This window comes from Methanosarcinales archaeon Met12, assembly GCA_002813105.2.
GTDB lineage: Archaea > Halobacteriota > UBA148 > UBA148 > JAJOKI01 > JAJOKI01.
In genome coordinates this window covers 1,005,294-1,030,506 of the sequence record CP017966.2, presented here as the reverse complement: position 1 = coordinate 1,030,506, position 25,213 = coordinate 1,005,294, and the positions used below count along the sequence as shown (strand labels likewise).

32 protein-coding genes and 2 tRNA genes are annotated in these 25,213 nt (G+C 45.8%); 15 read left to right on the top strand and 19 right to left on the bottom strand.

The genetic code is table 11. The annotated features are described in order from the left end of the window. Window positions 1-29: 29 nt before the first annotated feature. The 5 genes from BME93_06555 to BME93_06535 form a co-directional block, all read right to left on the bottom strand. Entirely contained in the window at window positions 30-380 is a 351-nt protein-coding gene (locus BME93_06555) for an RNA polymerase Rpb4 family protein (protein ID WRQ72904.1), read from the bottom strand. Between the two features lie 4 nt (window positions 381-384). Next, window positions 385-675, bottom strand: a complete 291-nt coding sequence (locus BME93_06550; GenBank protein WRQ72903.1) for a 50S ribosomal protein L21e — start codon at window positions 673-675, stop codon at window positions 385-387. 14 nt (window positions 676-689) lie between these two features. Continuing rightward, a complete protein-coding gene (locus tag BME93_06545; GenBank protein ID WRQ72902.1) occupies window positions 690-1,943 on the bottom strand; it encodes a tRNA pseudouridine(54/55) synthase Pus10 in 1,254 nt (417 codons plus the stop codon). A 94-nt stretch (window positions 1,944-2,037) separates the two neighbouring features. Further along, window positions 2,038-2,457, bottom strand: coding sequence for a hypothetical protein (locus BME93_06540; GenBank protein WRQ72901.1), 420 nt, complete (start codon window positions 2,455-2,457; stop codon window positions 2,038-2,040). Between the two features lie 11 nt (window positions 2,458-2,468). After that, entirely contained in the window at window positions 2,469-3,473 is a 1,005-nt protein-coding gene (locus BME93_06535; protein WRQ72900.1) for an adenylosuccinate synthetase, read from the bottom strand. A gap of 129 nt (window positions 3,474-3,602) precedes the next feature. On the opposite strand from BME93_06535, the gene albA reads away from it, so the two are divergent. Beyond that, on the top strand, window positions 3,603-3,893 hold the full coding sequence (gene albA, locus BME93_06530; protein ATZ61691.2) for a DNA-binding protein Alba: 291 nt from the start codon (window positions 3,603-3,605) through the stop codon (window positions 3,891-3,893). A gap of 27 nt (window positions 3,894-3,920) precedes the next feature. Then, window positions 3,921-4,289 (top strand) — tRNA-Lys (locus BME93_06525). A 485-nt stretch (window positions 4,290-4,774) separates the two neighbouring features. Here BME93_06525 and BME93_06520 read toward each other — a convergent pair. Both BME93_06520 and BME93_06515 read right to left on the bottom strand, forming a co-directional pair. Next, window positions 4,775-5,506, bottom strand: coding sequence for a tRNA(His) guanylyltransferase Thg1 family protein (locus BME93_06520; protein ATZ61846.2), 732 nt, complete (start codon window positions 5,504-5,506; stop codon window positions 4,775-4,777). After that, complete coding sequence (locus tag BME93_06515; protein ID ATZ61689.2) at window positions 5,493-5,783, bottom strand: PRC-barrel domain-containing protein; 291 nt, start codon at window positions 5,781-5,783, stop codon at window positions 5,493-5,495. Before BME93_06515 ends, BME93_06520 begins: the two co-directional genes overlap by 14 nt. Before the next feature lie 71 nt (window positions 5,784-5,854). Between BME93_06515 and BME93_06510 the strand changes: the two genes are divergently transcribed. The 5 genes from BME93_06510 to purM are packed head-to-tail and all read left to right on the top strand — an operon-like array spanning window position 5,855 to window position 11,219. Next, window positions 5,855-6,973, top strand: coding sequence for a CBS domain-containing protein (locus BME93_06510; protein ATZ61688.2), 1,119 nt, complete (start codon window positions 5,855-5,857; stop codon window positions 6,971-6,973). Further along, window positions 6,973-8,136, top strand: coding sequence for a TraB/GumN family protein (locus BME93_06505; protein ATZ61687.2), 1,164 nt, complete (start codon window positions 6,973-6,975; stop codon window positions 8,134-8,136). The genes BME93_06510 and BME93_06505 overlap by 1 nt, the downstream gene beginning before the upstream one ends. A gap of 12 nt (window positions 8,137-8,148) precedes the next feature. Continuing rightward, window positions 8,149-8,769 (top strand): hypothetical protein, encoded by a 621-nt coding sequence (locus BME93_06500; protein ATZ61686.2) that lies wholly within the window; start codon window positions 8,149-8,151, stop codon window positions 8,767-8,769. 48 nt (window positions 8,770-8,817) lie between these two features. Next, window positions 8,818-10,224 carry an aspartate kinase gene (locus BME93_06495; protein ATZ61685.2) on the top strand — a complete coding sequence of 469 codons (1,407 nt, stop codon included), beginning with the start codon at window positions 8,818-8,820 and terminating at the stop codon, window positions 10,222-10,224. Then, window positions 10,221-11,219: a phosphoribosylformylglycinamidine cyclo-ligase gene (gene purM / locus BME93_06490; protein ID ATZ61845.2), complete on the top strand. Its 999-nt coding sequence runs from the start codon at window positions 10,221-10,223 to the stop codon at window positions 11,217-11,219. The genes BME93_06495 and purM overlap by 4 nt, the downstream gene beginning before the upstream one ends. 200 nt (window positions 11,220-11,419) lie before the next feature. Here the strand turns inward: purM and BME93_06485 are convergent, their stop codons facing one another. From BME93_06485 to BME93_06475, 3 genes are read right to left on the bottom strand one after another with little or no spacing between them, the layout of a single operon-like run. Next, window positions 11,420-11,593: a hypothetical protein gene (locus BME93_06485; GenBank protein ATZ61684.2), complete on the bottom strand. Its 174-nt coding sequence runs from the start codon at window positions 11,591-11,593 to the stop codon at window positions 11,420-11,422. A gap of 46 nt (window positions 11,594-11,639) precedes the next feature. Beyond that, window positions 11,640-12,017 (bottom strand): cell division protein SepF, encoded by a 378-nt coding sequence (gene sepF, locus BME93_06480; protein ID ATZ61683.2) that lies wholly within the window; start codon window positions 12,015-12,017, stop codon window positions 11,640-11,642. Between the two features lie 58 nt (window positions 12,018-12,075). Beyond that, entirely contained in the window at window positions 12,076-12,579 is a 504-nt protein-coding gene (locus BME93_06475; protein ID ATZ61682.2) for an RNA-binding protein, read from the bottom strand. A gap of 117 nt (window positions 12,580-12,696) precedes the next feature. Between BME93_06475 and BME93_06470 the strand changes: the two genes are divergently transcribed. From BME93_06470 to purF, 3 genes are read left to right on the top strand one after another with little or no spacing between them, the layout of a single operon-like run. Then, window positions 12,697-12,939, top strand: a complete 243-nt coding sequence (locus BME93_06470; GenBank protein ATZ61681.2) for a small nuclear ribonucleoprotein — start codon at window positions 12,697-12,699, stop codon at window positions 12,937-12,939. Continuing rightward, window positions 12,936-13,118, top strand: coding sequence for a 50S ribosomal protein L37e (locus BME93_06465; GenBank protein ID ATZ61844.2), 183 nt, complete (start codon window positions 12,936-12,938; stop codon window positions 13,116-13,118). Before BME93_06470 ends, BME93_06465 begins: the two co-directional genes overlap by 4 nt. A 28-nt stretch (window positions 13,119-13,146) precedes the next feature. Further along, the gene (purF, locus tag BME93_06460; protein ID ATZ61680.2) at window positions 13,147-14,550 is read left to right on the top strand and encodes an amidophosphoribosyltransferase; all 1,404 of its coding nucleotides are present in this window, start codon (window positions 13,147-13,149) and stop codon (window positions 14,548-14,550) included. 32 nt (window positions 14,551-14,582) lie between these two features. Here the strand turns inward: purF and BME93_06455 are convergent. Next, window positions 14,583-14,667 (bottom strand) — tRNA-Leu (locus tag BME93_06455). A 96-nt stretch (window positions 14,668-14,763) separates the two neighbouring features. Here BME93_06455 and BME93_06450 point away from each other — a divergent pair. The 4 genes from BME93_06450 to BME93_06435 all read left to right on the top strand — a co-directional run bounded on the left by BME93_06450 (window position 14,764) and on the right by BME93_06435 (window position 16,872). Continuing rightward, window positions 14,764-15,597, top strand: a complete 834-nt coding sequence (locus BME93_06450; GenBank protein WRQ72962.1) for a fumarate hydratase — start codon at window positions 14,764-14,766, stop codon at window positions 15,595-15,597. 2 nt (window positions 15,598-15,599) lie between these two features. Further along, window positions 15,600-16,166, top strand: coding sequence for a FumA C-terminus/TtdB family hydratase beta subunit (locus BME93_06445; GenBank protein ID ATZ61678.2), 567 nt, complete (start codon window positions 15,600-15,602; stop codon window positions 16,164-16,166). Window positions 16,167-16,231: 65 nt separating this feature from the next. Beyond that, window positions 16,232-16,360 carry a hypothetical protein gene (locus BME93_06440; GenBank protein ID WRQ72899.1) on the top strand — a complete coding sequence of 43 codons (129 nt, stop codon included), beginning with the start codon at window positions 16,232-16,234 and terminating at the stop codon, window positions 16,358-16,360. Between the two features lie 149 nt (window positions 16,361-16,509). Then, the gene (locus BME93_06435; protein WRQ72898.1) at window positions 16,510-16,872 is read left to right on the top strand and encodes a metal-dependent hydrolase; all 363 of its coding nucleotides are present in this window, start codon (window positions 16,510-16,512) and stop codon (window positions 16,870-16,872) included. A 176-nt stretch (window positions 16,873-17,048) separates the two neighbouring features. Here the strand turns inward: BME93_06435 and BME93_06430 are convergent, their stop codons facing one another. The 5 genes from BME93_06430 to BME93_06410 all read right to left on the bottom strand — a co-directional run bounded on the left by BME93_06430 (window position 17,049) and on the right by BME93_06410 (window position 21,324). Further along, window positions 17,049-17,555 (bottom strand): ArsR family transcriptional regulator, encoded by a 507-nt coding sequence (locus BME93_06430; protein ID WRQ72897.1) that lies wholly within the window; start codon window positions 17,553-17,555, stop codon window positions 17,049-17,051. Window positions 17,556-17,629: 74 nt separating this feature from the next. Then, on the bottom strand, window positions 17,630-18,721 hold the full coding sequence (gene fbp / locus BME93_06425) for a fructose-1,6-bisphosphate aldolase/phosphatase (GenBank protein ID ATZ61677.2): 1,092 nt from the start codon (window positions 18,719-18,721) through the stop codon (window positions 17,630-17,632). A 62-nt stretch (window positions 18,722-18,783) separates the two neighbouring features. Further along, window positions 18,784-19,611 (bottom strand): geranylgeranylglycerol-phosphate geranylgeranyltransferase, encoded by an 828-nt coding sequence (locus tag BME93_06420; protein ATZ61676.2) that lies wholly within the window; start codon window positions 19,609-19,611, stop codon window positions 18,784-18,786. Beyond that, entirely contained in the window at window positions 19,604-20,509 is a 906-nt protein-coding gene (gene nadA / locus BME93_06415) for a quinolinate synthase NadA (protein ATZ61675.2), read from the bottom strand. Before nadA ends, BME93_06420 begins: the two co-directional genes overlap by 8 nt. Window positions 20,510-20,511: 2 nt before the next feature. Beyond that, window positions 20,512-21,324: an aspartate dehydrogenase gene (locus tag BME93_06410; protein ATZ61674.2), complete on the bottom strand. Its 813-nt coding sequence runs from the start codon at window positions 21,322-21,324 to the stop codon at window positions 20,512-20,514. 115 nt (window positions 21,325-21,439) lie between these two features. On the opposite strand from BME93_06410, the gene nadC reads away from it, so the two are divergent. Further along, window positions 21,440-22,252 carry a carboxylating nicotinate-nucleotide diphosphorylase gene (gene nadC / locus BME93_06405; protein ATZ61673.2) on the top strand — a complete coding sequence of 271 codons (813 nt, stop codon included), beginning with the start codon at window positions 21,440-21,442 and terminating at the stop codon, window positions 22,250-22,252. 4 nt (window positions 22,253-22,256) lie between these two features. Here the strand turns inward: nadC and BME93_06400 are convergent, their stop codons facing one another. From BME93_06400 to BME93_06390, 3 genes are all read right to left on the bottom strand, one after another. Then, complete coding sequence (locus BME93_06400; GenBank protein ATZ61672.2) at window positions 22,257-23,846, bottom strand: glutamate synthase-related protein; 1,590 nt, start codon at window positions 23,844-23,846, stop codon at window positions 22,257-22,259. A 221-nt stretch (window positions 23,847-24,067) separates the two neighbouring features. Beyond that, entirely contained in the window at window positions 24,068-24,706 is a 639-nt protein-coding gene (locus BME93_06395) for a DNA integrity scanning protein DisA nucleotide-binding domain protein (GenBank protein ID ATZ61671.2), read from the bottom strand. Between the two features lie 161 nt (window positions 24,707-24,867). Then, window positions 24,868-25,194, bottom strand: coding sequence for a hypothetical protein (locus BME93_06390; protein ID ATZ61670.2), 327 nt, complete (start codon window positions 25,192-25,194; stop codon window positions 24,868-24,870). Between the last annotated feature and the right edge of the window lie 19 nt (window positions 25,195-25,213).

The following is a 25,213-nucleotide window of genomic DNA, read 5'->3' as shown; positions in this document are numbered from 1 at the left end:
CAATATACTTACACATACCAATCGAATATCTATGCATGCTTGCTAACCAAGTTCAATATCTTATCCAGCTCTTCGGCATCAAGCGTATATCGCTCCTTTGCATATATCGACCGCAATTCGTCCCTGGTCTCTGGCATTATATCTGCAATTTTGATGGCGATTCCAGGCTTCATCTTTTCGAGCTTTAAGAGCTGCTCTACCAGCGTCTTAGCAGACTTCTCACTGGTTTTGGCAAATTTCGTCGCATGTTCAATCGCTCGACGTTGCTCATATCTCAACTCCTTACCAGCAGTAGTGCGTTTTTTCTGAATGTCGGTGAGACTGCTCTTCACTTCCGCAAGGGTCAGTAATTCCTCATTTATAATCTCTTTAACGATCATTGAATCACTTCTGCGGTTTAAGATGCTGTGGGCATACTATTATGTCTTTCATCATATTTCCATCCCTTACTTCAAGTAAATATGCCCTTCCACGCTGACCCATGACTGTAGCAGTCCTGCCATGAAACTTGGGATGCGGCATGCCCTTATGGATGCTTGGGTCGATGGAAATATGGACATTCTGTCCTATTACAAATTCCTGAATCGCTCTGCTTATGGGAGAAATGCCCTTCTCTCTTGTCGATTTTTTGAGTTTATGTCTAGTTTTTCTTCTTTCACCATGTGATTTCTGCATGCAAATCCTCCGACTCATTCCTTAATTTCAATGACGTCCAGTTCTACCATATGGACATCAACCCCAAGCAACTCAGAAAGGCTTGGTTTTGTCTTTCCAGCATCGCCGGATATCAGTTCTTTGACATATAGTCCGCCCACACAATGAACCTGAATCGTTGCTGAGTTGTCGCTCATATCTTCAAGCTCAACAGAGTGCACGGTTCTTTTTCTGAGCTTATCTGCTCGTCGATGTGCTACTCTCGTTGGCGTTCTCTGTTTGATGATAGAACCACTTAGTTGGTCCAATGCAACTTTAAGTTTTTCTCGTGAGATGACACCTTTAAATGTAATTTTAAGCCTATAAACTTTATCCGTGGTATTGGCCTTAATATCCTCTACCACATCTTTAGTGACAAAAATCAAGTCACTCACCTCGACCTTATCCTTGGCGCAGTTGTTGATATCGTCCTTTAAATGCACCAAATCGAAGTGTCGGCGTAGCGGACGCTTAACCTCCAGTACGAAAGGCCTCCCTCTGCCAAGCATGAGAGCATCTATATCCTCGCGCCCTGCCCCATGAAATACCATGTCGATGCCCCCGCTGAGCTCGATAACTGGGCCCTTTATCAATTCCTCTACCGATTCCTTATACATTTTTCCGAGATAATTACAGTGTTCACAACCTTCTCCATCACATTCTCTGCACGGCCATTTGGTTTGTGGTATGCCTCGTACCAGTTTTTTATACCGCCCGTAGATAAACAGCGAGTTGACATCCAATTCGACCTTGTTCTCAACTATATCGAGCATGACGACTATATCTGGTCGTTCAAAATCCACTTCTTTGGCAGTTTCGGCGTAGATCAGTTTTCCCACCTCTCGATTCAATTCTGACTTGAGCGGCTCTGCGTATACCACCCCGGACTCCGCCCACAGAATCTCCTCGTTTTCCGCAAGCAGTCCAGATACCCTAGTGCCGACGAGAAACGTGTCGTACTGATGGTCTGAAAGCTTATCCGTCGCTAGCCTGGCCCAGACGCCCAGATTCTCGAATAGTCCATTGCATACCCAACATCTTTTGCCTGTATGCGATTCCAGTCTTTTTTGCAGAGAATCCTCTCCTTCTTTTGACTTCTGGTCGGCAAACATCATTAAAGCCCTCTTGATTGCAATCCCCCGTTCCTTATTGGTCAGTCCGGTCGCCAGTTTTGCGAATTGTCGCCCCAAACAATTGTAGCAAATTGGCCCCTGCTCCAATATCTTAATCGCCATATCTATCATGCTCATTTCTATCCATCCTGTTGTGCACTACGATAATGCAGTGTGACCGACTACGATAAATTCTCTCATGGCATTGAATGTATGTTTCAATGCATATAATCTATACCACGACAATACTGGTCTTGGACTCCAGCCGGTTCCATCCTCCAAGCCCCGCGCTAATCTCTGCACCATTCCATGCTACATATATTCTTCCAACGAGCCTGTACTCGCCTGGCTCACGTGGAGTCCAGTAAAACGTGCCCATATCTTGTAGAGGAAAAGCACCGGAAAATTCGAATGGTATGTGCTCATAAACTTTGGAGCCATCGTTCCTGTACACTGTGATCGACGGAATTCCATGTATGTACCACAAACCAGTATTCTGAATCGTAACACCAACCGTCTCCCCCACAGGATATTCTGGTTTGTCAATAGAGAGTGAGATACGAGATAGCCACCCTGCTGTGCCGCTGCTTAATAGAAGCATCAAGCACACAATGAGAATCCATAATATCTTAGATTTGGCATCTATGCTCATCTAAATCAACCTCAGCCCCGCAGGTCTATGGTTTCGGACATCTGTGAACCAGTAGATATTATCGTGATTGGCACCCCTATATCCTGCTCTGCTTTGCGCACGAACGTCTTTGCCATATCGCTGAGTTCGTCATAATCGGTAACGCCCCTGCATGTAGGGTCGAGCTTGTCCAGACACGTTAATGCCACTTGTGTTGCCCCGTTGATCATCGCTGAATATCGCGCCATCTTTCCGTCCCATCTGCCGATGCGCCTTGGGCGCCCCGTAACCGTACCATATTCGATGATGCCGAGTTTCTGCGCTTCTTCTGGGTGCATCTCATCAAGGAAGGGGCCTCCACCGACTCGTGTCGGAAATGCCTTGAAGACTATCATCACTTCATCGACCTTAGTTGGGCCGATGCCGACGTCAGCGGCGATCTGGGATGCCGACGTATCTTTTGACGTTACGTAAGGATACGTCCCATAGAATAAAGATATACCAAAGCCCTGGGTCCCTTCGATAATTACGTGTTCGCCCATCTCCAGGGCTCTGTTGATCTCCAATGGCACGTCTGCAATATATTCTCTCAGCTCCTCCACATCTTTCGCTTGACGCGCACATCGCATAACCCGGTCCTTATTTGCAGGACCGCATCCGGTACCCGTCGTACCGATTATATCTGCCAATCGCGCAGTTCCTTTATCCTCTTGAATGTGCCTTTCTTCGATAATCGTACAGCGTTTGTCGACGCCGATGCGACCCTTTACTCCCAGCTCTGCTACCTCGTGCTCCAAAACACGCGGGTCGACCAAAACGCCAGCGCCGATTAACAAGCGCGCCTTCTCATAGATAAAGCCTGATGGAACCATTCTAACTCCATACTTTTCGTCTCCTCTCTCAACAGTATGCCCTGCATTCGGCCCAACCCCTCCCCTTGCTATTACGGTTGGCTTATCTCGATGAGCCAGATATGCCACGATTTTGCCCTTTCCTTCATCTCCGAAAAATCCACCTGTCACGATCATTGCGCCCATATCGTCCTCCTATCACTCGAACCTTTTTAGGATGCCCATTATTTTATCGCTCTTTCTGGTTTAAAGTTTATCGATAAAAAGGGAAAAGTTAATAAGACGAACGTCAATTAGAAAGCGAGGCGATTGCAGATGGCAAAAAACAGCACAGAAGATAACGTGATATACGTTGGAAACAAACCAGTAATGAACTACGTACTTGCCGCGGTAACACAGTTTAACGATGGCGTAAAAGACGTTACTATCAAGGCAAGAGGTAGGGCGATCTCGAGGGCAGTCGACACCACGGAAGTGGTAAGAAATCGATTTATGAAGGACATAAATATCAAAGACATCAAAATCGGAACCGAAGAGTTGGAAGGAGAGAAAGGAGATAGTATCAACGTTTCCTCCATCGAAATATTCCTAAATCGCCCCGACTGAACTGCGTTGTAAGTATTTTATCACTATGGGCCGGTAGCTTAGTTAGGTGGAGCGATGGGCTCTTAACCAAAGCGTTCTATTAGAACGCTTGAACCAAAACGTTCTATTAGAACGTTTGAACCAAAGCGTTGCATGCGCTCGCATTATGAATCTATCGAGCACTGCTGAAGTCCCACCTGGATTACAACTCCACCAGAGGGGTCGCAGATGAAACATCTGCGAGTCCGCTAAATCTGTTGATTTAGTCGGGGTGTTGAATTTCCGAATTTCCGAAGGAAATACAACTCTCGCAGTTCTCCGAACTGCGACATGTCTCATCTGATGCATGTTGAAATTCCAAAGGAATTAAGTTGGAGAGTCACCCATAGGTCAAGGGTTCAAATCCCTTCCGGCCCGCTTAAATCAAAGAGTTAAGCGGATGCCCAGATGTTCATTCTAGGTCAACGCTAAAAATAGCAATAGTTTTAAATAGAGATTAAAAAATTGATATGCTCGCTAAAAAGAGATAAACCATTATCTTAAGAGAGGGGGTTAATATCACTCCTAAAAACAAAAGCATCACACGTAAAGGGGATATAAAAAATATGCGTACATTCAAACGCAGATGTTTATTCCAATCATAAATTAAAACCGAACTCAAAATAAATATTTAAAACATGCTGCCCTGTGGACGGGGCTTGCTTTCAACAATTCGTTGGTAAACCGCGAAAAACAGGTCTGTTGATCGGAATAGTCCCAAAAACAGTTTTGGTATGATAGATGTAAGAATCTCCTTCCTCGCAACTGGAGGTTGTAGGGGGTAGTTCACATCTAAACAGATCGCACGTGACCTTGGCTTGAGTTCAAAAGAAGTAGAAGTCAACCTAAGATTTTGGCGCGAATCATTCTTCTGCCAGTAGCTTACTGATTAGCATTTGTCCTTCCTTTGAGTTGAAGAGTGGCAATTCCCAGTCCTGAATGACCTTGCTCCTGTCGGTCACCACCTTTGCCCTGTTTTTTGGGTCATATCCGGACTTTTTATACTTCTTCTTTAAAATTAGTATGCCACGCCTCTGCCACAGTGGGGTCTTGGTCAGATTGATTCCTTTTTCAAACAACATATCATGAACCTCTTTTGCGTTCATGCCCATCATCCTCGACGCTGCAGTTCGTTTAGATAAACCATCTTCTCGCAGAGCATGATATCCATACGAGTGTACGTGGTTTTTCCATGCCTCTGCTTGGCGCCATTCTAAGTACCCACATATATCCTCTCTGGAGAGGGGGACGACGCGCGCATCGAAAGACAATGGCATTTTACTATCCAGTGCCAACGTCAATGCACTTGATAAAAAACTCGGGACGATGGAGTCCAATTTCTCAATTCGGCCATGAAATGGGAGTTTCAAGAAGAATACATTGACCTCATCCGAGAACGTGTACGCGAACTGTGGACTTAGTCCGCTCTCTTTCATAAGACTCTCGGTCGAATCCGCCATAGCCCCCGCAAACGTCTTGTCATACGGCTTCTGGGAACTCAATCGCTCCAGCGTCCTTTTAAAATTTCTGCCGTCGATTCTGATTACTATAGGAGGTATTGCCTTGATATCCGAATAAACTTCACGTTCCTTCATCACTCAGGGATTCTTCGGGCTCTTCTACGACCTTTTGCCTAAACCTATCGGCGGTTTGTTTTATCACCACGACATCTCCTACCGACATCACCCAGCGATATGGGATGATGACACCTCGACTTTGTATATCGAAGGTGTCGGGATTCAGGTCGGAGATCGCCAGACCCGTTATCTTTTTCTCATTTGCGTCGAGTACGGTGTCGCCGACTTTCCCAACGTATTTGCCTCTATCTGTGTAGACCTTCAAACCAAGTAGTGATGTTATCTCAGCCTTCATATTAGATTCCTCAGATACCCATTGTGAACTAAGAAGATATATAGTTTATCGTGATATCTAATATGAAATATATGATATCACTAAAAACGTCAATTCAGATTGGAAAAGTAATGGGCATACCCATCAAACTCCATATTACATTTCTCATTATCCTGCCAATATTCGTACTGGTCTTCGCCAATAGCCCAGCACCATTTGGATTCTCTGTGGTTGAATCCATAACACTGCGGTATGTTTTTGGCGGACTTGCCGCAGTATCACTATTCGGTTGCGTCATATTACACGAACTGGGACATTCGTATGTGGCGCTAAAAAATGGTGTGAGAATTAAAAATATCACGTTAATGTTATTTGGCGGAGTGGCATCGATGGAAGAAATTCCACGGAATCCAAAAATCGAGTTGAAAATGGCTATGGCTGGTCCTGGTGTAAGCCTTATGCTCGCGGTTATATTCACATTGTTGTATTCGTTGGTCAGGCCAGTAGTTGGCGGCGATTCTCCCATCTCCATCTTATTACATTTATTGGGAGCATTGAATGTGGTTTTAGGTATTTTTAATCTAATCCCTGCCTTCCCAATGGATGGTGGCAGGTTATTGAGGGCATATTTGGCGACGCGAATGTCCTACATCAATGCGACACGTAATGCAGTATATGTTGGAAAGATGTTTGCGTTTGCCATGGGCATATTCGGCTTGATGATGCTCCATCCATTTCTCATATTGATAGCATTTTTTGTGTATATCGGTGCATCCGAGGAAGGGGAAGCTACGGAAATTGCCACGACATTGGATGACGTCAAAGTCAGCGATGTCATGACCCGTAACGTGATATCCGTACCACCAACTATGACCGTCAGCAAGCTAGTCGACCTGATGTTCAAGGAGAAACACATGGGATATCCAGTGGTCGATGAAGCCTGGAAGAGCGTCAAGGGCATCGTGACGTTCTCTGATGTGCAAAAAATTCCCCGCGAGCGGCGAGACATTACTTCTGTAGAGGAGATAATGACCCGCGACGTCCTATCAATTGTTCCGGATGATGATGCGTTTACGGCATTAAAGACGATGTCCCAGAGAGAGGTCGGGCGATTGCTGGTCATGGAAAATGGAGCGATTGTCGGAATCGTTTCCAGAACGGATTTAATAAAATCGATTCGACTCCTGCGAGAGAATAAAAAGAGGATATAATGAAAGACAATGCTCATGAGATAATTATCATCGGTACTGCCCACGTCTCCAACAAGAGTGTCGAAGAAGTTAAATATGTCATCGAACGAGAACGGCCCCAGATAGTTGCAGTTGAATTATGTGCTAAACGATACCATGCACTGAGGGGAGACGTCCCAGAAGAATTGTCGATAAGGGATATCCTAAAGGGTGGAAAGCTCTACTTCGTTTTGGTCCAGTGGTTGCTGGCATTTGCACAAAAGAAAATCGGTGCAGATGTTGGCGTAAAACCTGGTGCAGAGATGTTATCGGCTATCGACAAGGCAGAAGAGATTGGCGCCAGAATAGTCCTTGTAGACCGGGATATCCAGATAACCATGCAGCGATTCTGGTGTAAAATGACGTTTTTCGAGAAAATGCGAATGTTCTTTGCACTGATAGGCACGTTATTAGGAATCGGAAGCGATGGAAGCAGTAAGATAGACCTGGAAAAGGTCACGGAAGAGGATACGGTCACACAGCTCATAGCAGAACTCAGGCAATTGGCGCCGAATGCGGCAAAGGTTCTGGTGGACGAGAGAGATGCATATATTGCCAGAAACCTTTTAAGTGTATGTCAAGATGGCAGGGTCGTCGCTGTTCTGGGCGCTGGTCATCGCGCCGGCGTTCAAAAATTCCTCTCAGCTCCCGAATCGATTCCATCTCCAGAAGAGTTGACGGCGCTCCCAAAGAAACGGGTTGACCTGGCAAAAATTATCGGAATTATGGTCATCGCAGCTGTCATTGGAATCTTTGCATTTCTTATCTTGACAGGGAGTCCGTCACACGTAATACTTATCGCCTTCGGTTACTGGTTCATCATAAATGGGGTATTGAGTGGTGCTGGCGCGGCAATAGCAGGAGGACATCCATTATCAATACTCACTGCATTCTCGGTTGCATGGATGACATCGCTCAATCCGTTCCTGGCCGCCGGATGGTTTGCTGGGCTGGTTGAGGCATGGGTCAGAAATCCCACAAGCGAGGATATAATCGCGATAACCCATATTGAGACGTTTAGCGACTTAATGAAAAATCGATTGTTCCGGATAATACTGGTCGCAGCAATGGCTAACATCGGAAGCATGCTCGGTACATTCATAGGAATATGGGTTATATTTACCCAAACAGGAATACAATTCTGAGGCAGATAGATAATGGTATTTCGAATAAGAACTAGCAAAACAGAGATCAAGCACCTCATAATTGCGTGGCTGGCGATATCCTTTGCATTTGCGATACTATTCGCGCGTGATGGAGGTATGATACTTTCGCCAGGCTTCATACAACCCATGATATTAGCCCTGTTTACCGTAGGAATCGCATTTCTGCTACATGAGATGGCGCACAAAATCGTCGCCCAGAAATATGGATATTGGGCAGAATTCAGGATGAGTCCAACCATGCTGATGTTCGCAATTCTATTGGCATACTTTGTTGGCATCGTATTTGCGGCACCTGGCGCCGTAATGATAGTTGGACAATATATCACGCGCAGTCAGAATGGAAAGATAGCGATCGCAGGACCGATGACGAGCATATTACTCGTATTTCTGTTCCTGCCCCTCCTATGGTTGGGCGGTTTTATCGCCAAGATTGGGATATATGGAGTAATCATCAACATCTTAATCGCCCTATTCAACCTGCTTCCGTTTGGCCCTCTGGACGGGCGCAAGGTCATCAAGTGGAGCAAAAGCGCATACTTCTTCACGGTATTTGTCGCATTTGTAATGCTCGGATGGATATTTATCAAAGTTATGCCATACGTTTCCTTATAAATCCGCACCATTTATATTATGTGCATCACGTGTAAGATGGTTGACCATATGAGACTCGTCATGAAATTCGGCGGAACATCGGTCGCAGATGGAGTTAAAATACGGGACGTTGCATCCATTATACGACAGAGCTATGAGAAAGGAAACGAGATAGCCGTAGTCGTCTCAGCAATGGCAGGTGTGACAGACCAATTAGAGGAAATGGCGAAAAAGGCATCAAAAAATCGGGATGTTACCGAAATCAACAGTTTCGTAAAGAGCCTGACAGAGCAACACCATGATGCCGCCAAGAATGCCATCGATGATGCGAAAATAGTAAGTTCTGTAATCAAGGAATTGAATGCTAAAATAGGAGACATGTCAAACGCTCTCATCAGCATTTGCCATCTGGGAGAGTTGACAGATAGATCACACGACTATATACTGTCATTCGGGGAAAGGCTATCAACCCCAATACTAACTGGCACCCTTTTGTCGATGAAACTGGATTCATCCTCACTCACTGGCGGGGAAGCTGGCATTGTAACTAATAGTAATTTTAAGAATGCAAAACCACTGCTCGAGATTACCAACGAAAATGTCAAGAAGTGCATTCTTCCATTAATCGAAAAAAAGACGATTCCAGTCATAACTGGCTTTATAGCAATTGATACAAAAGGAGTGATTACGACCCTGGGACGAGGCGGTTCTGACTATAGTGCATCCATCATTGGCGCTGCAATATATGCCGACGAGATTTGGATATGGAGTGATGTAGATGGCATCATGACTGCAGACCCAAGGATCATCCCAGAAGCACGAACGTTGCCAGTGATATCATATCTCGAGGCGATGGAACTATCCTATTTCGGAGCCAAGGTGATACATCCAAAAACGATAGAGCCAGCCATTCAAAGAGACATCCCAGTACGGGTTAAGAATACGACCAATCCAGACCACCCAGGCACCATCATCGTGAAAGACCATGAAGAATTGAAGGACATCGTCAAGGCGGTTACCATAATTAAAAACGTTACATTGATAAACGTCAGCGGCGCGGGAATGGTGGGGACGCCCGGAGTTGCCGCACGGGTATTCGCCACACTCGCCGATGCTGGAGTAAATATTATAATGATTTCGCAAGGTTCGTCTGAGGCAAATCTCTCTTTGGTCATCGATTGCTCACATCTAAATAAAGCGCTTAGCGCCCTTAAATCCGAATTCATCGAGAACGTGGTCAGGAACATCACATACGACGAGGATGTGTGCAGCATCGCCGTCGTTGGTGCAGGAATGGCAGGAACGCCTGGAGTGGCTGGACGCGTTTTTTCTGCATTAGGTAAAGTTGGCGCTAACATACGGATGATATCACAGGGTTCGTCTGAAGTGAACATTTCCTTCGTCGTCAGCAAGAAGGATGCGAATACTTCCGTGAAGGCGCTGCATGATGAGTTCAAATTGGGTGAAGAGCGATGAGGAAGGGGATGACATACGCCGAGGCTGGCGTGGATATCTCAAAAGAAAATAGTGCCATCAAACGTTTGACCAAGCATCTGATGTTTAAAAGAACGGGGTTTGGAGCGCCTTTAATCGACATAGGGCATTATGCAGGCCTGATCGATCTGGGTGACTTTGCACTCGCCATGACCACTGACGGCGTTGGCTCTAAGGTGCTCATCGCTAGTGCCATTGGAAAGTGGGACACCATCGGCATCGACTGCATAGCGATGAACGTAAACGACTTGTTGGCAGTTGGGGCGGAGCCCATGGCATTCGTGGACTATCTAGCTATGGAAAAAATAAACGAGGACGTGATGGAGCAAATCGGAATGGGGCTTCAAAAAGGCGCTGAAATCGCGAACGTCTCAATCATAGGGGGTGAGACTGCCACACTGCCCGATATTATCCGTGGTTTTGACCTTGCAGGCACATGTATTGGGTGGGTCCAAAAGGACAAAATAATCACCGGCAAGGATATTCAGATAGGAGATGTCATTCTCGGTCTACCCAGTTCTGGTATCCATAGCAATGGTCTCACGCTGGCGAGAAAGATCATTGAAGGCGCTGGTTATTCGTATCGGGATTCATTTTCATCGGATTCAAAAAAAAGTATTGGAGAAGTGCTACTTACCCCGACACGCATCTATATGGAAGTGTTGGAACTGATAAAAAAGTGCGAGGTACACGGATTGGCCCATATCACCGGAAGCGGCTTGCTGAAGCTGGGGCGCATAACCGACCATGGCTTCAATTTTGATAAACCTTTAGAGGCTCAACCCATTTTCAAGTTCTTGCAAGAGGAGGGCGGCATAAGTGATAGGGAGATGTACCAAACCTTTAACATGGGCATGGGATTTCTTGCGGTCATTCCATGGGGCGAGGGCAAAAAAGCGCAGAAGATCGCCGGTGGAAAAATCGTCGGAGAGGTCGTTGAAAACGGCATCAGGGTGAGTGAAATCAAAATCCAATAGAATTTAAACAACGATCATCCCGTCTTCAACTTTTCTGCCTCTTTCTTCGTGAGCTTTCGCCGTGTTGCACACTTCGAGATGATGGCGCTGTTACCAGCTGGGTCTTCTATGATAACGGTGATTTATATCCTGCCAGATTTTACTTCCCTGATGGTACGTAAAATCTCATCGATGCGAATTAGTTGAGATTCGGCTTCCGCTCATTTTTTACTCATTTGAACGATACTTTCGATGCGGTCAAGGATGCCTTCGACGTTTGTCACGAACGATTCTGACAATAAACCAAAGGTTCCATGTCCACGCCGAGCTATGGCATCCATATCGTGCCGGAGGTGGAGCGTATCAACATGCTTAAAACCGCACTGGCAACTCATGCCGAGGTTCTCCAAATTTCGAACTTCGCATCGACAGCGCCATCATTCAATATCTTCCACTGATAATTTTGGTTCGATTTATCTTCACGGACCTCGGAGTGACTATCACTTGATTGTCTCCAATGCCTGCGATGTCACCACGAACGTCCGCAGCCACCTGTCTGAGGCCCCTGATTGCCCGCTCTGATATCAATTTATCATTTTTTATGAGCGAGATGTCGATCATCACGATATTGCCCTCGTATACTTCTTTTTTCAACTCTGGAAGCTCGTTGAGATTGGACAATTGAGCAATCCGTACATACATCTCTGCGGGTTCCTCATCCAGACCCTCTTCGTACATTCCCATATCCAGTTCCGTATATTCATCAACCCCTACTTTTGGTTTCGATCCAATTAGTTTACTCAAAAACCCTTTTGACATTAACTTCACCTCGGGGCTATATTATATTGACATATATTTAAACTTGCTTCCTTTATAATCATATCTCGAGTTTCCATATCTTATCGCCCACATGGTGAATCGATTTGATTACCTTTCCACTATTCCCAATCATCTCTTCACCAGACGTCAACGCTATCCCAACGGCAAGTGGTTTACCATGCACCTCGTCCACAACGATGACTATGTCTCCTTTTCGTATTCGGCTATCTGCCTCCACGATGCCGGGGCACATTATATCTGCGCCCTTGGATACTGCCCGAACAGCGCCACTATCAACTACGACCAGATTCCGTTTCGGTCCGAACTTGAGTGCGCCCCTAACCGTCGGGAATATCTTTTCGCCATGCTCTGGGCTCATAGTCATGAAGAAGGTTGGTTCATCATTTACGAGCACAATACGGTATTCGTCATCAGTCTCTATACTCTCGAATTTTTGGGCAGTGGAGAGTTGTTCAACATCCATTCCAAAGGTAGATTTGAGTTGGTTTATTATTTTCTTCTTTACGTCATCCCTTAAATGGTGTCTGGCTTTGATTTTCAACGTCTCACACCCAAACTTTTAACTTCAATGCAAATGATATAAAGGTACACATGAAGGATGCATATAATACATTGCAACTTGAATGTGATTAAAAATAAAATTATTTGGAGGTATTTCATGGAGAAACGTCCGCTTGATATTTTAAATGGTTCGCTAAATGCGCCAGTCATAGTGAGGCTCAAAGATGGAAGGGGATTTAGAGGAAATCTTCAAGGTTATGATGTCCATATGAATCTGGTATTGGACAAAACCGAAGAACTGAATGACGCGGGAGTTGTAAAAAAATTGGGCGTGGTTGTGATGAGGGGTGACAATGTCGTATATATATCCCCTCCACCAAAAGAGGGGGGTGAGCAATGACTAAGGGAACGACCTCGATGGGCAAAAGGCAAAAAAGGACACACGGCAAATGCAGACGATGTGGCAGTGTTTCATACAGCATCCATAAGAGGCAGTGCGCTTCATGCGGATTTGGAAAAACGAGCAAGATGCGCGGGTACAGCTGGACTAAAAGAACGGTGAAGTATATCAAAGTATAACATAATAAATGCTTTAGGTGATTGATAATTGCATGAAGAATGCGGCGTGGTTGGTGTTGCACTTACCCCTTCCAGTGAAGTTAATTCGGCTGCATTATTCATTTATTATGCACTATATGCGCTTCAACATCGCGGTCAAGAGTCCGCCGGTATCGCAACCCATGATGGTGAGCGTATCAGAGACGTCAAAGAAATGGGGCTGGTATCGGAGATTTTTGACAAAAAACGATTGGACCTATTAAAAGGCTCTCTTGGAATTGGACATGTCAGATATTCAACCACTGGCGCTTCCAGAATTGAGAACAGTCAACCATTGCTCATCAACTATAAGGGCGGCACCATTGCCATCGCACATAACGGCAACTTGATAAATTCCAGGGAGCTGCGAGCTGGGCTGGAGGCAGAAGGGCGAATTTTCATAACAGACTCCGACACAGAGGTGATAGCACATCTACTCGTCAAGGAGCTGATTAAATCGAACTTTGTAGAGGCGATTCGTCGTTTAATGCAGTGCCTGGTGGGGTCATATTCACTAACGCTTCTCGTCGATGATACGGTGGCGGCAGTTAGAGACCCGCTGGGCATTAAACCATTATGCATCGGCAAGATAGACGGTGGGCACATCGTCGCATCTGAAAGCGTCGCAGTAGACGTTTTGGGCGGCACTCTCATCAGAGATGTGCACCCAGGCGAGCTCGTAATATTGAAAGATGGCGAAATCGAGAGTCACCAGATATGTCGCCACAAGAATTCCGCACATTGCTTTTTTGAATACGCGTATTTTGCCAGGCCAGAGTCCATCATCGATGGACGGCTTGTATACGATGTGAGACGCCGTATAGGGGAGACACTAGTTGATGAACACGATGGGAAGGTGGATGTGATATGTCCTGTACCGGATTCCGGCACTACGTTCGCCATCGGATACTCGATAAAATCGGGTTTGAATTATATAGAAGGGCTGATAAAAAACCGTTATGTAGGACGAACGTTCATCATGCCAGGTCAGGAAATGCGAGATACCGCAGTAAAACTGAAGCTGAATGTCATCAGGTCTAACCTCAAAGGTAAACGGGTGGCATTAATCGACGACAGTATCGTCAGGGGCACGACATCCAAGCGAATCGTCGACATGATACGCAGCGCTGGTGCGAATGAGGTACATATAAGGGTGGGTAGCCCCCCCATCATCTCGCCCTGCTATTTTGGAATCAATATGTCAACATGTGAAGAGTTGATAGCCTCCAACAAGAGCATTGAAGATGTCAGGTTGGCGCTTGGTGCCGATTCGATTGGCTATATAAGCATCGACGGGCTGGTCAAATCCATCGGAATTCCCGCCGAGAACCTGTGTCTGGGATGTGTGACGGGCAAATATCCTCTGGAGGTTCGGGGCGAGGCATGTGTGCGAGGGCGTCCGACAGAGATGTAGACGACAACCGATAGAAAAAGTGCAGGACATTATGCGGGGAGTGAGATTTGAACTCACGAACTCCTACGAGACAGGGTCCTAAGCCCTGCGCCTTTGACCTGACTTGGCAACCCCCGCCTTTGTAATCTATATATGCTGCTCCTTATTTTAAATTTTTGACAACAAAGTGATACTTCGAATTGAAATCTTTTAGTACTTCAAACTCAATTAAGAATCGTGAGCAAAATAAACCGAGATCAGGTCGTGAATATAGTCGTGCAACTACTCAAGCAGGCAGAAACGACACTGCCAGAAGATGTCCTTTCTGCGCTAAAATCTGCCAGGAAGAGAGAGAGCAATCCGCTTGCACGCATACAGCTGGATATGATTCATAAAAACGCTGATTTTGCGAGAGAAAAAGGCATTCCCATGTGCCAGGATACGGGCGTGCCGATATTTTTCATCGAAATAGGGAGGGATGCAAAAATCGATTTTGACCTGGAAGGAGCGATTAGAGATGGCGTAGTCAGAGCCACAGACGAGGTTCCGCTTAGACCGAGCGCTGTTCATCCTATTACGAGGCAGAATTCTGGGAATATCGGTCCTGGTTTCCCAGATGTGAACTACGATTTTGTGGATGGAAAAGATATTAGAATTACTGTTGCAGTGAAGGGTGCCGGGTCTGAAAATATGAGTGCGCTCAAAATGTTCTCACCATCAGAAGCAGATGATGTAAAACGTTTCATCGTAGAAACAGTCAAGAATGCCGGAGGCAAGCCCTGTCCGCCAATCATCGTGGGCGTTGGCATTGGAGGCACGTTCGACAAAGCAGCGAGACTGGCAAAGAAAGCGGCGTTGCGAGGCTTGGACACGGTACCAGATAAATTAGAGCAGGAATTGGTGGATGCCATCAATTCACTTGGCATAGGGCCAATGGGCCTGGGAGGAGATACCACTGCGCTGAAGGTTAACATCGAGTATGCACATTGTCATGTCGCCTCATTGCCAGTGGCAGTCAATATTCAGTGCTGGGCCGATAGGCGTGCATCTGCCGTTCTGGAGGGTTAAAAATGGAGCACAGACTAGTGGCGCCGTTAAGCAAAGAAAACGTGATGAAGTTGCGGGCAGGAGACATCGTATATCTGGATGGCACAATCTTAACTCTCAGGGATGAAGCGCACAAGCGATTATTATCATCGGATGGGATGAATATGCCATTTGGACTGGACGGTGCGACCATATTCCACTGCGGACCGCTGATGAGAAAAGATGCAGAGTGGCGGCCGATCGCGATAGGTCCAACGACCAGCGCCAGAATGACTAAAATGACGCTGGAGATGCTGAAAAGGTTTGATATTAGGGGGATAATCGGCAAAGGTGGAATGGAAAGTATCGCAGGTCGTATATACGAAAAATGCATTTATTTGGCATCCACTGGCGGATGTGCAGCGATTACTTCTGCACAGGTCAAGCATGTTATCGATGTACATTGGCTCGACCTAGGGATGACGGAAGCCGTTTGGGTTTTGGAGGTCGAGCAGTTCGGGCCCCTTATAGTGGGAATCGACGCCCATGGAAACGATTTATATGCAGAAGTCATGAAAAAGGCAGATGAACAGATAAAAAAGATGTTCTAATAGTCACTTTTCTCCCCCAACATTGCTATAGGCATTGATTCATCACTCACCTGAGAAGAGCAGGAATGCCCAGAGAGTTCATCAAAGAGCTCAGAGGAGACAAGAGAAGGGACGCCATCGACATCTATGATCATATAGATAAGGAGGAGATGAGAAAGACATATCTAGCCTACACTCCACAGCTTGGGATCTAACGTGTTTGTTTTATCCTATCAATTCAATAACTTTTTAAATTTTAGTAATGTTGTATTATCGAGTGGTGTAGAGTTCTGGTTCTTGGTCAACACCCTATGATGCAACAGACCCGTTAAGTATTTAAATTATGAAGTAATAATATAATTACATGAATTCAAAAGAGCACCTTTTGATAGGTGCAGGAATTAGTTTAGGTGTGTATGCGTTGTATAAGTCCCATAATAAGGAGCCTTGGACTCTTGAAGGAGTCCTCATATCTGGTGGACTGGGAGCAATTACGGCATTATTACCAGATATCTTGGAGCCCTCAAGTCACCCAAATCATAGAGGTGCTTTTCACAGCTGGGGTGCTCTCGCAATATTAATTCTTAGTAACCACAAGATACTACAGAACGATGTCTTCTCTAACCTCTCTGATAATGAAAAATTGGCACTTATACTGGCTTCGGTAGGATATGGAAGCCATTTGCTAGTAGATAGTCAAACCCCAAAAGGATTGCCTATATGCTAACAGCGAAAATAATAGGCATAGTCTAATGGATCTTTGGGCTAATTGCTTAATCTCTATTTTTTGTTAGACTCTACTTAACCTTTCCACACATCAACGATCTTGAATTTTTCTTTCAATTCCGCTGGGTTTTTGAAGATCTCTTATAGGTAAAACAGATGAACAGATAAAAAAGATGTTCACCTTTCTCCAGCCAACTCCAGCCTCTGGCCCTTGACTGTCAGCTTAGATGACATTTTTGCCAATCCTCTGATGAAAGATGGGCTTTGGTTCAGCGCTTTGCACAAACCCATCATCGAGGCGTTTTCCTTTTTTATTTCCTTCTGTATTTTTTCGATTATATCGCGAAATTCTTCTTCATTGGAAAAAGCTATTACGATCAAATCGCTTAAATCGTCCAATCCACACTGAAAATTGACTTGCACGCTGGAATAAGATGTGTGGAACTCTTCGTCAGGGGTCTTTCCCAGTTCTGGCATCCTCCATTTACTCTCGATTAATCCGCCTTTTTGAAGTATCTCAAGGCTTTTTCTGGTATCTCCCCCTATCAGTCCTGCAAGTTCCTCCTTGGTCCTCCAGTTGACGGAAAGCTCGTTGAACACCCTTTTATGGATATCATTTCCAAAAACCTGGAATAATGGGACGAGGTCTGCGGGGTCATTGATGATTCGAGTTCGTTTGGGCATATTTCACCCTCAACATATACTTAGCCCTCAAATCCGATAAAGCTTTGGAACTCATCAGACCTGGGTTCGTCTTCTCACTCGAATCTACTCTCTAATCGTTCCAATATCTGAGGGAGCGTCGTGTATTCCAGTTCTTTTTCATCCAGCAGATGAGGCTGGAAGGGTCCATGGCGCCGCATATAATCTGCTATCTCATTTGCTTTTGCTCTAGCGTGGTCGAATGCTGGGTCTTCGAACATATCGCATGGCTCTTCGAGCATTCCATCGTTCAGTTGAAACCCAAGTGATGCAACGCGTGGCGGGCCGTCGAATCGCGTCGGGTTTGCATCTTTGAGTGACACAGGCATGAGGGGTCCATTGTGGCTGCCTCTCATCCATCCTGCCACTAAGTAAGGGAATGCAAATGCATCAAGCACCTCTCCTACTGCTGGAAATCCACTCTGACATCTGACCATCGCCACGGGATCGTCCTTGCCCACGTATTTCCCGGCGATCAAACTTAGTTTGCTTGTTGACACCACTCCTGCAGGTTCTCCAGATTTCTTGGCAACGGACTCGACGCAGAATTTGCTTTTGATGCCGATGACAGCGAGCAGGTCATACAGTTCCTCTGGCGCTTTCAGTTTGATCGTCTTGTTAGCGTATACGTCCAGTACCCTGAACACGAAACCGTCATGCATCTTGGTATCGATCACCAACCCAGCTGTCCCGAATGGATCCGCAAATATTTTATAAAATGGAAGATTGAACGAAGCTGGCTCGGTCTTGTCCATCATAAAGATGACGATGGGTTCGCTTTCGCGCTCTTCAATCTCAAATTCGGCGCTTCCAGGCCCCATTCCTTTGACGTTTCCAGAAAACGAATCTGACAGTAAATCCTGGCCTGCGCCGTAATATCTCTTCTTCTTGGCAGCGTCTGCCGCTTCTTTAAATGTATCCCATGCGAGGGCATGTATTGGCTCCGCATTCACGCCCATGTCGTGGGTCATTATTAATGATATGTCATCTCCGCACCGCGTGACGTAAGAATCTATCAGCAGTCCACTTTTCTCACCCTCAGTCAGATTAGTACTGCATATGTCTAACAATTCCTGGGGCACCTTCCTATGTCCAGGCGCACTGCCGATATCTGCCTTGATTATACTTATGGTTGTTTTTGCACCCATTTTTAATCCTCTCCTTCACTTTCTATTTAGTTGTTCTACCATATAATGGATTCGTAATTGTGTTATTTGACTAACATAGCCCCAACGATGAACGCAAACAGCGCCACCACCATCGCACTCTTGATGAGCAATGATGCCATAGATGGAGATTTTTTTATCACTGCGCCGCCCACTAACAAGATGACGCATGCCAGAGCCACCACTAAAAGATATGAGGTGCCGAGGATTCCGAATATTACTGGAATGGGACTCAACAAGACTGCCAGTATGATAAACATTAACGCTACCATTGTGGATTTACGTTTTCCTATGCGAATTGGTAATGTGACCGCGCCCTCTTTTTTATCTCCCTCTAAATCTTCCATGTCCTTTACTATTTCCCTCCCGATCGTAGTTAGCATCGCGAGCATAAAGAGCGTTGATGTGACTGCAATGCCGTTCACGGCTGCTCCACCGAACAAGAACGCCGAACCGGTGAGATAGCCGATGCAAATATTACCCCATAACACCGTCCTCTTGAGTCGGTAGGCATAATAAATTAAAATTAGCGAATTTGCCATTGCTATCAAAAAGCATATGAAATTTATGAAGTAAGATAGAGCAACGCCGACTGTTAACAGTCCGATAGAGAAACGGAGGGCACCCTTAGCGCTGACGCGCCCGCTCGGTATTGGCCTAAAAGGTTTGTTGGTCGCATCAATTTTCGCATCATAAAAATCATTGATGGCGTTGCCACCTGCCGTGATGACACATCCAGCGATGAATGCAAGTGCCATCTGGGACATGTATGGAGATACAGCACCACCTGCTCCGACGATGCTGCCTATCAAGATTGCCAGTCCAGCCATCAGACAATTCAACGGCCTGGTCAGTTCGAGATATTTAATCATCTCTTCCAACCTTTAACATTTTATCCAGTGCTTGTTTTGCTTTAATGCGTATATCCTCTGGCACGGTGATCTGATGCTCCATATTTTTCAGTGCCTTTGCCACCTTATCCAGCGTGTTCTTCTTCATATTTGGACAAACGGCCTGGTTAGATGAAGGATAGAATGTCTTGTCTGGATTCTCCTTGCGCAATCGATATAGTATTCCTATCTCGGTGCCGATGATGAATCCCATCGCAGACGACCCTTTAACATATCGAACCATCCCGCCTGTGCTTAAAACCTCATCTGCTAATTCTATCACCTCTGGACGGCATTCCGGGTGCACGAGTATCTTCCCTGCCGGATGTTTCGCCTTTGCCAGTAGCACATCTCCTTTTAAGATGATGTGGTGGGACGGGCAGTATCCATCCCATGGTATTATTTTTTTGTTCGTTTTTGCTGCCACGTATAACGACAGGTTCTTGTCAGGAACGAAGATGATTTCCTTTTCGTTCATCGAATTTACGATTTTGACAGCGTTTGAGGACGTGCAACATATGTCACTCTCGGCTTTGACAGCGGCGCTCGTATTCACGTAACATACCACTGCCGCATCTGGATGTTTTTTCTTCTCGGCGCGCAAAGCTTCAGGAGTGATCATCATAGCCATCGGACAAGTCGCTCCGACATCAGGCATCAAGACGGTCTTATCCGGGTTTAGTATGGCGGCACTTTCTGCCATGAAATCTACACCGCAGAACACGATGACGTCCGCATTGCTTTCCGTCGCCTTCTGGCTCAGTCCAAGTGAATCCCCGACATAATCCGCGATGTCTTGTATCTCGCCTATCTGATAGTTGTGGGCGAGTATGATTGCATTTCTTTCCTCCTTCAACTGGCGTATTTTATCTTGTAGCATAACTATGTCCCAATCTGAATTTCATCAACTATTTTTTTCAGGGTGGCAATTGTGGACAGTGCTGCCAGATAACTCGTCCTTGGGTTGTCTGGAGACGGTACATTTTCAACTCGCGTCTCGAATTTACCGAACTCTCCTTCCACATAAATTTCATGGACGTTTCTGCTCAGGGCTGGGTCTGCGATAATCCTGACTCTGGTATTTTTAGTCCCGATGCCTGCCAGGCTCAACGTAGCGGCTACGTTCACGTTGGCGGGAAAGGCTCTGACAGCGTCTTCAGCGCATCCCTCGAATATGATGGTTGCCTTTTTCAGCGCATTCAAATCTATTTTGTGCTGCTCGATATATGGCGCCCCTTGAAAGCCAGATGGATGCTTCCTGGTGATGAGCATGACGGATGACATTTTTGCCATCGAGGCGGATTTCAGCCCGTCCAAGCCAACGATCGCACCAGAGGGCAGGTACACCCTGCAGTCATGCTCGCTGGCAAGGCTCTTGATTCGTCTCCATAGTCTTTCATCCGTAAGTGCCCCAATGCTCATAATCATCACATCCCTGCCCTTTTCCAGCGCAGGTATTACTATATCTGGAACTGCGGACTGGGCAGCACATTCCACAACCAGATCAACCGCATCTATTAGCGCAGATGTATCCATGACCCTTGGCCGTATATTTACAAGAGAATCGGCAAGTTCTTGTGCTGATACGGGGTCTCTATCCGATAACGCCGTGAGATGGGCATTGATGATGCCCTGGTCGAAAGCCCTGCAGATCGTCTTGCCTATCGCGCCGCAACCAACTATCCCTATCTTCATGCAATTCCTTCGGAATTCCAAGTTGTAATTTCTACGAAATTTCAACATCGAAGAAACTAATATGCCACAAGCATAAAAGGATTTATGGTGGTAGTGAAAAGTATTAGAGAGAATCATGAGAACTGTCGAACTCAAGCGCTTCCTCGAAGAGGATGTTGGTTCAGGGGACATCACTGGAGCGGCAGTTCCAGATGTCCATGTTAAAGCGCACATCAAGGCAGGCGAAGACGGTATTTTAGCCGGTCTCGAGGAGGCGAAACAAATATTCGAGCATTTCGGACTTGATGTTCAATCTAAATTCAGAGATGGTGCCGAGTTCAAGAAGGGTGACGTGATTTTAGAGGTGAGTGGAAATGCCAGATCAATTCTCGTTGGAGAACGATTGGCGCTGAACTTTTTGGGACGAATGAGCGGCATCGCCACGCTCACTCGGTCATGTGTGAAGTGCAGTAAGGGCGTGACGATTGCTGGCACCAGAAAGACCACTCCAGGATTCAGGAAATTTGAGAAAAAGGCCATCAAAATAGGCGGCGGTCATCCGCACAGGTTCAATCTGGCTGAAGCCGTCCTGATCAAGGACAACCATATCAAAATAGCAGGTTTAAAGGCAGTTATTGATAAAGCACGAGAACTCCATCCTGAAAAGAATATAGAGGTCGAAGTGGAGGATACAAATGATGCCATCAAGGCAGCACAGCTCGGCATCGATACCATAATGTTCGATAATATGGCTCCAGAGGATATCATGGATGCGGTGGAAAAATTGAAGAAAGCGAGTCTGCGAACTCGAGTGAAGCTTGAGGCATCTGGTGGAATCACACTCGATAATCTAAACGATTACGCTGATACTGGAGTTGACATAATCTCAATGGGGGCACTCACACATTCGGCAGGATGGCTGAACTTCAACCTGAATTTGGTTGAATAAACAGTTAAGAAAGAATGCTCTCCATCAAGTCGCTCTCGATCTTGTCTATCATTGGAATGCCTGTAACTCTCTCTGCAATCTCTGATATGGACGCAATATCGTTTCTGCTTATCAGATTCAGCTTGAACTTTCTTGAGCCTGCCATCAATTGCTTCAGACCTGTTCCAAGCCGGTCAACATAGTAGGTATACAATCCAACCGCACCAGCTGGGAGCTCCCTGGCGCGTGCACCATACTCATCCACCAGGTCGGACATTGCAATAAAGAACTGCTCTGGAGCTGCGCCATAATTTTGTTCAAATGACCTTGGCAATTTGCCCTCATTCGCCAGTTCAACAAAGTGTTCTGCCTTCATCACTGCGGTTATCGGAGCCCTTGCCATTGCAATGGCCTTCACATGCGGACCGCTGCCCATATCGCTCATTGCTATCGACTTGAACATCTGCGTTTCGTTGACGAACCCGCCAGCGAATGCAATATCTGGCACATATCTGCCCTTCTTCTTCAGCAATTCTATACATTTCATAACCTGTGCTTGTAGATATACGGTTGGCGTGGCGCACTCGTTCATCATAGGTACTGGACTCATACCCGTCCCTCCGCCTGCACCATCAAATGTAAGCAGGTCAATCTTTGCTTCCGAAGCCGCCTTGAGCGTGAACGCAGTTATTACTGGCCTGTACGCCCCAGTCTTAAGGAATACGCGCTTAGCCCCTTGTGCTCTTAGATTCTCCACGTCCTCTACGAAACCCTCATGCGTCGGAAACCCAACTCTGCTGTGCCTCTCAAATGTCTTGAACGCGCCCTCTTTAAAAGCCCTCTGCACGCTTGAGTCTTCTGGGTCTGGGAGTACAACATAGCCCCTTCTTTTTAGTTCTATCGCCTTGGCGATATCATCGATTCTTACCTCGCCGCCGATAGCTTTGGCACCCTGCCCCCACTTCCTTTCGATGATGTTGACCTCTAACTTAGAGAGTGCATACTTGTCAACGCCCAATCGCTGGTCTTCCACGTTGGTCTGGACGACTATGTCGCCATGCACACCATCCCAGAATTCCCTGTATTTGTCAACCCTATACTTTAGACTATCCGAGTGCGCTACCTCTCCATTCGTGATTTTCAAATTCATATCCATTCCGCAGATATTTTCCCCAATAACCTGGATGGTGCCCGAGATGGCTGCGCCCACAGCCAATCCGTTCCAGTAATTCTGCGCCACTGCAGTGGAACCCAATCCTGCCGTGAATGCTGGTACCTTAAGCGGAACTCCTCCAGCAGATGTTTTGACATCCGCAGCTGGGAAAATTGCCCTGTCTGGGTCTGGCTCTATTCCCTCTGCCCCCAACACATCGGTCAATATCTGAAAATGCGACCAATCCAGTCCATAATCTTTATTTGATGCTGCGGTGCTATGTCCAAATTCTTCAGGCGCTGGATATAACACCTCTCTGCCTCTGAAGGCAGATTTGCCAATCTCACATAAAACTGTACAGTTCTTTACGCAAATAGGGCACATGCCGCTTGTGGGGCTTATATCCTTAAATCGCGTAGCGGTACCGGTTGTAGACCTTGCGTTTGCATATATGTCAGCCATTTATAGAACTCCTATATCCTATATTCTACATGAAACGTAACGTTTAGTTAGAATAAAAGCCTATTTGAGAAATTTTCATAAAAACAACAATTGCCACGAAAGGTTATAATGTAATATTACAAAACTAAAACCATGAAAAATCCCATAAGAATCACCATCGCCCTTGACGAAGAAACTGCCTTGAGAAGATGAAAGAGGATTTTTCAGGCACTATTTCCCCTTTAATATCGCTTCTTTTCTTTCTTTATAGCCGAGGAGATTACCTGACCTGCTGTTTTTACCACCATATAAGCCCCTCCCACAATCAATACCGCAGGGGCTGATACTATTCCTGCAGCTACCGTTATTCCAGCGCCTGCAAGCAGTGCCATGTCATGGTTTATGAGAAAGCGGGAAACCTTGTCAAGCGTGGGAGGTTCAATAGCTATGGAATCGGTCTCGAGAACCGCATCTCCTTTCTGGAAGACCTTTATCCAGCTGCTCTCTTCTGATACAAGGACTGCAGTGAAAGAGTCATCGTATAATGTAATGCCGCGTGCAGCCGCATGTTTTGTGCCGAAACCGAGTAAGGTTTCTGATTTTAATATCCTTGAACCATATGCCACAAGCTCGCCGTCAGGCGTTAGAATTACGGCCCCGTCGAGTGTAGCAAGCTTTTCAACTACGGAATCCATTCCATTACTCAGGAGATTTCCTGCAAACTGGATTTGGGGGTAGTGGAGGTGGTAGTTGCCCTCGATTTTATCCCTGTCCGCTATTATGAATAAAGCGCCCTGATTCTCTCTGGCAAGACTTTTTGAGATATTAAGGATGACACGCATTACCTCTGATTTAATATCCTTGCTATCTATTTTGTTCATACCTTCTTCTTATAATCGAGATAAGTTATAAGTTTTGGTAAATTGATTTTCATCCTGGTTTTTCAAAGGAGAAAATCACAACAAAGAGGAATCAATTGCATAAAAAAGAATAGTATCCGGAAAATGTTTGCAGGAATTTCCCATAGATATGGCCTTCTCAATCACCTGTTGAGCATGGGGCGGGATAGATGCTGGCGGCGGTTTGCAGTATCAAAACTGCCATCCAGGTATATACTTGATGTCTGTTCAGGAACAGGTGATGTGGCAATAGAGGGTTCAAAAAAAGCAATGTAATCGCCTCGGATTTCTGTGAAGAAATGCTGAAGTTGTGTGCCAGGAAAATTAAAAAAAGGAATATAGAGAATATCTACTACATCCAGAACGATGCTGAAAACCTTTCTTTTAATGATGAAACTTTCAATGGCACCATTGCGGCTTTCGGAATCAGGAATGTGGCAGATATCAAAAAAGCATTGTTCGAGATGCATCGGGTGGTTAAAAAGGGAA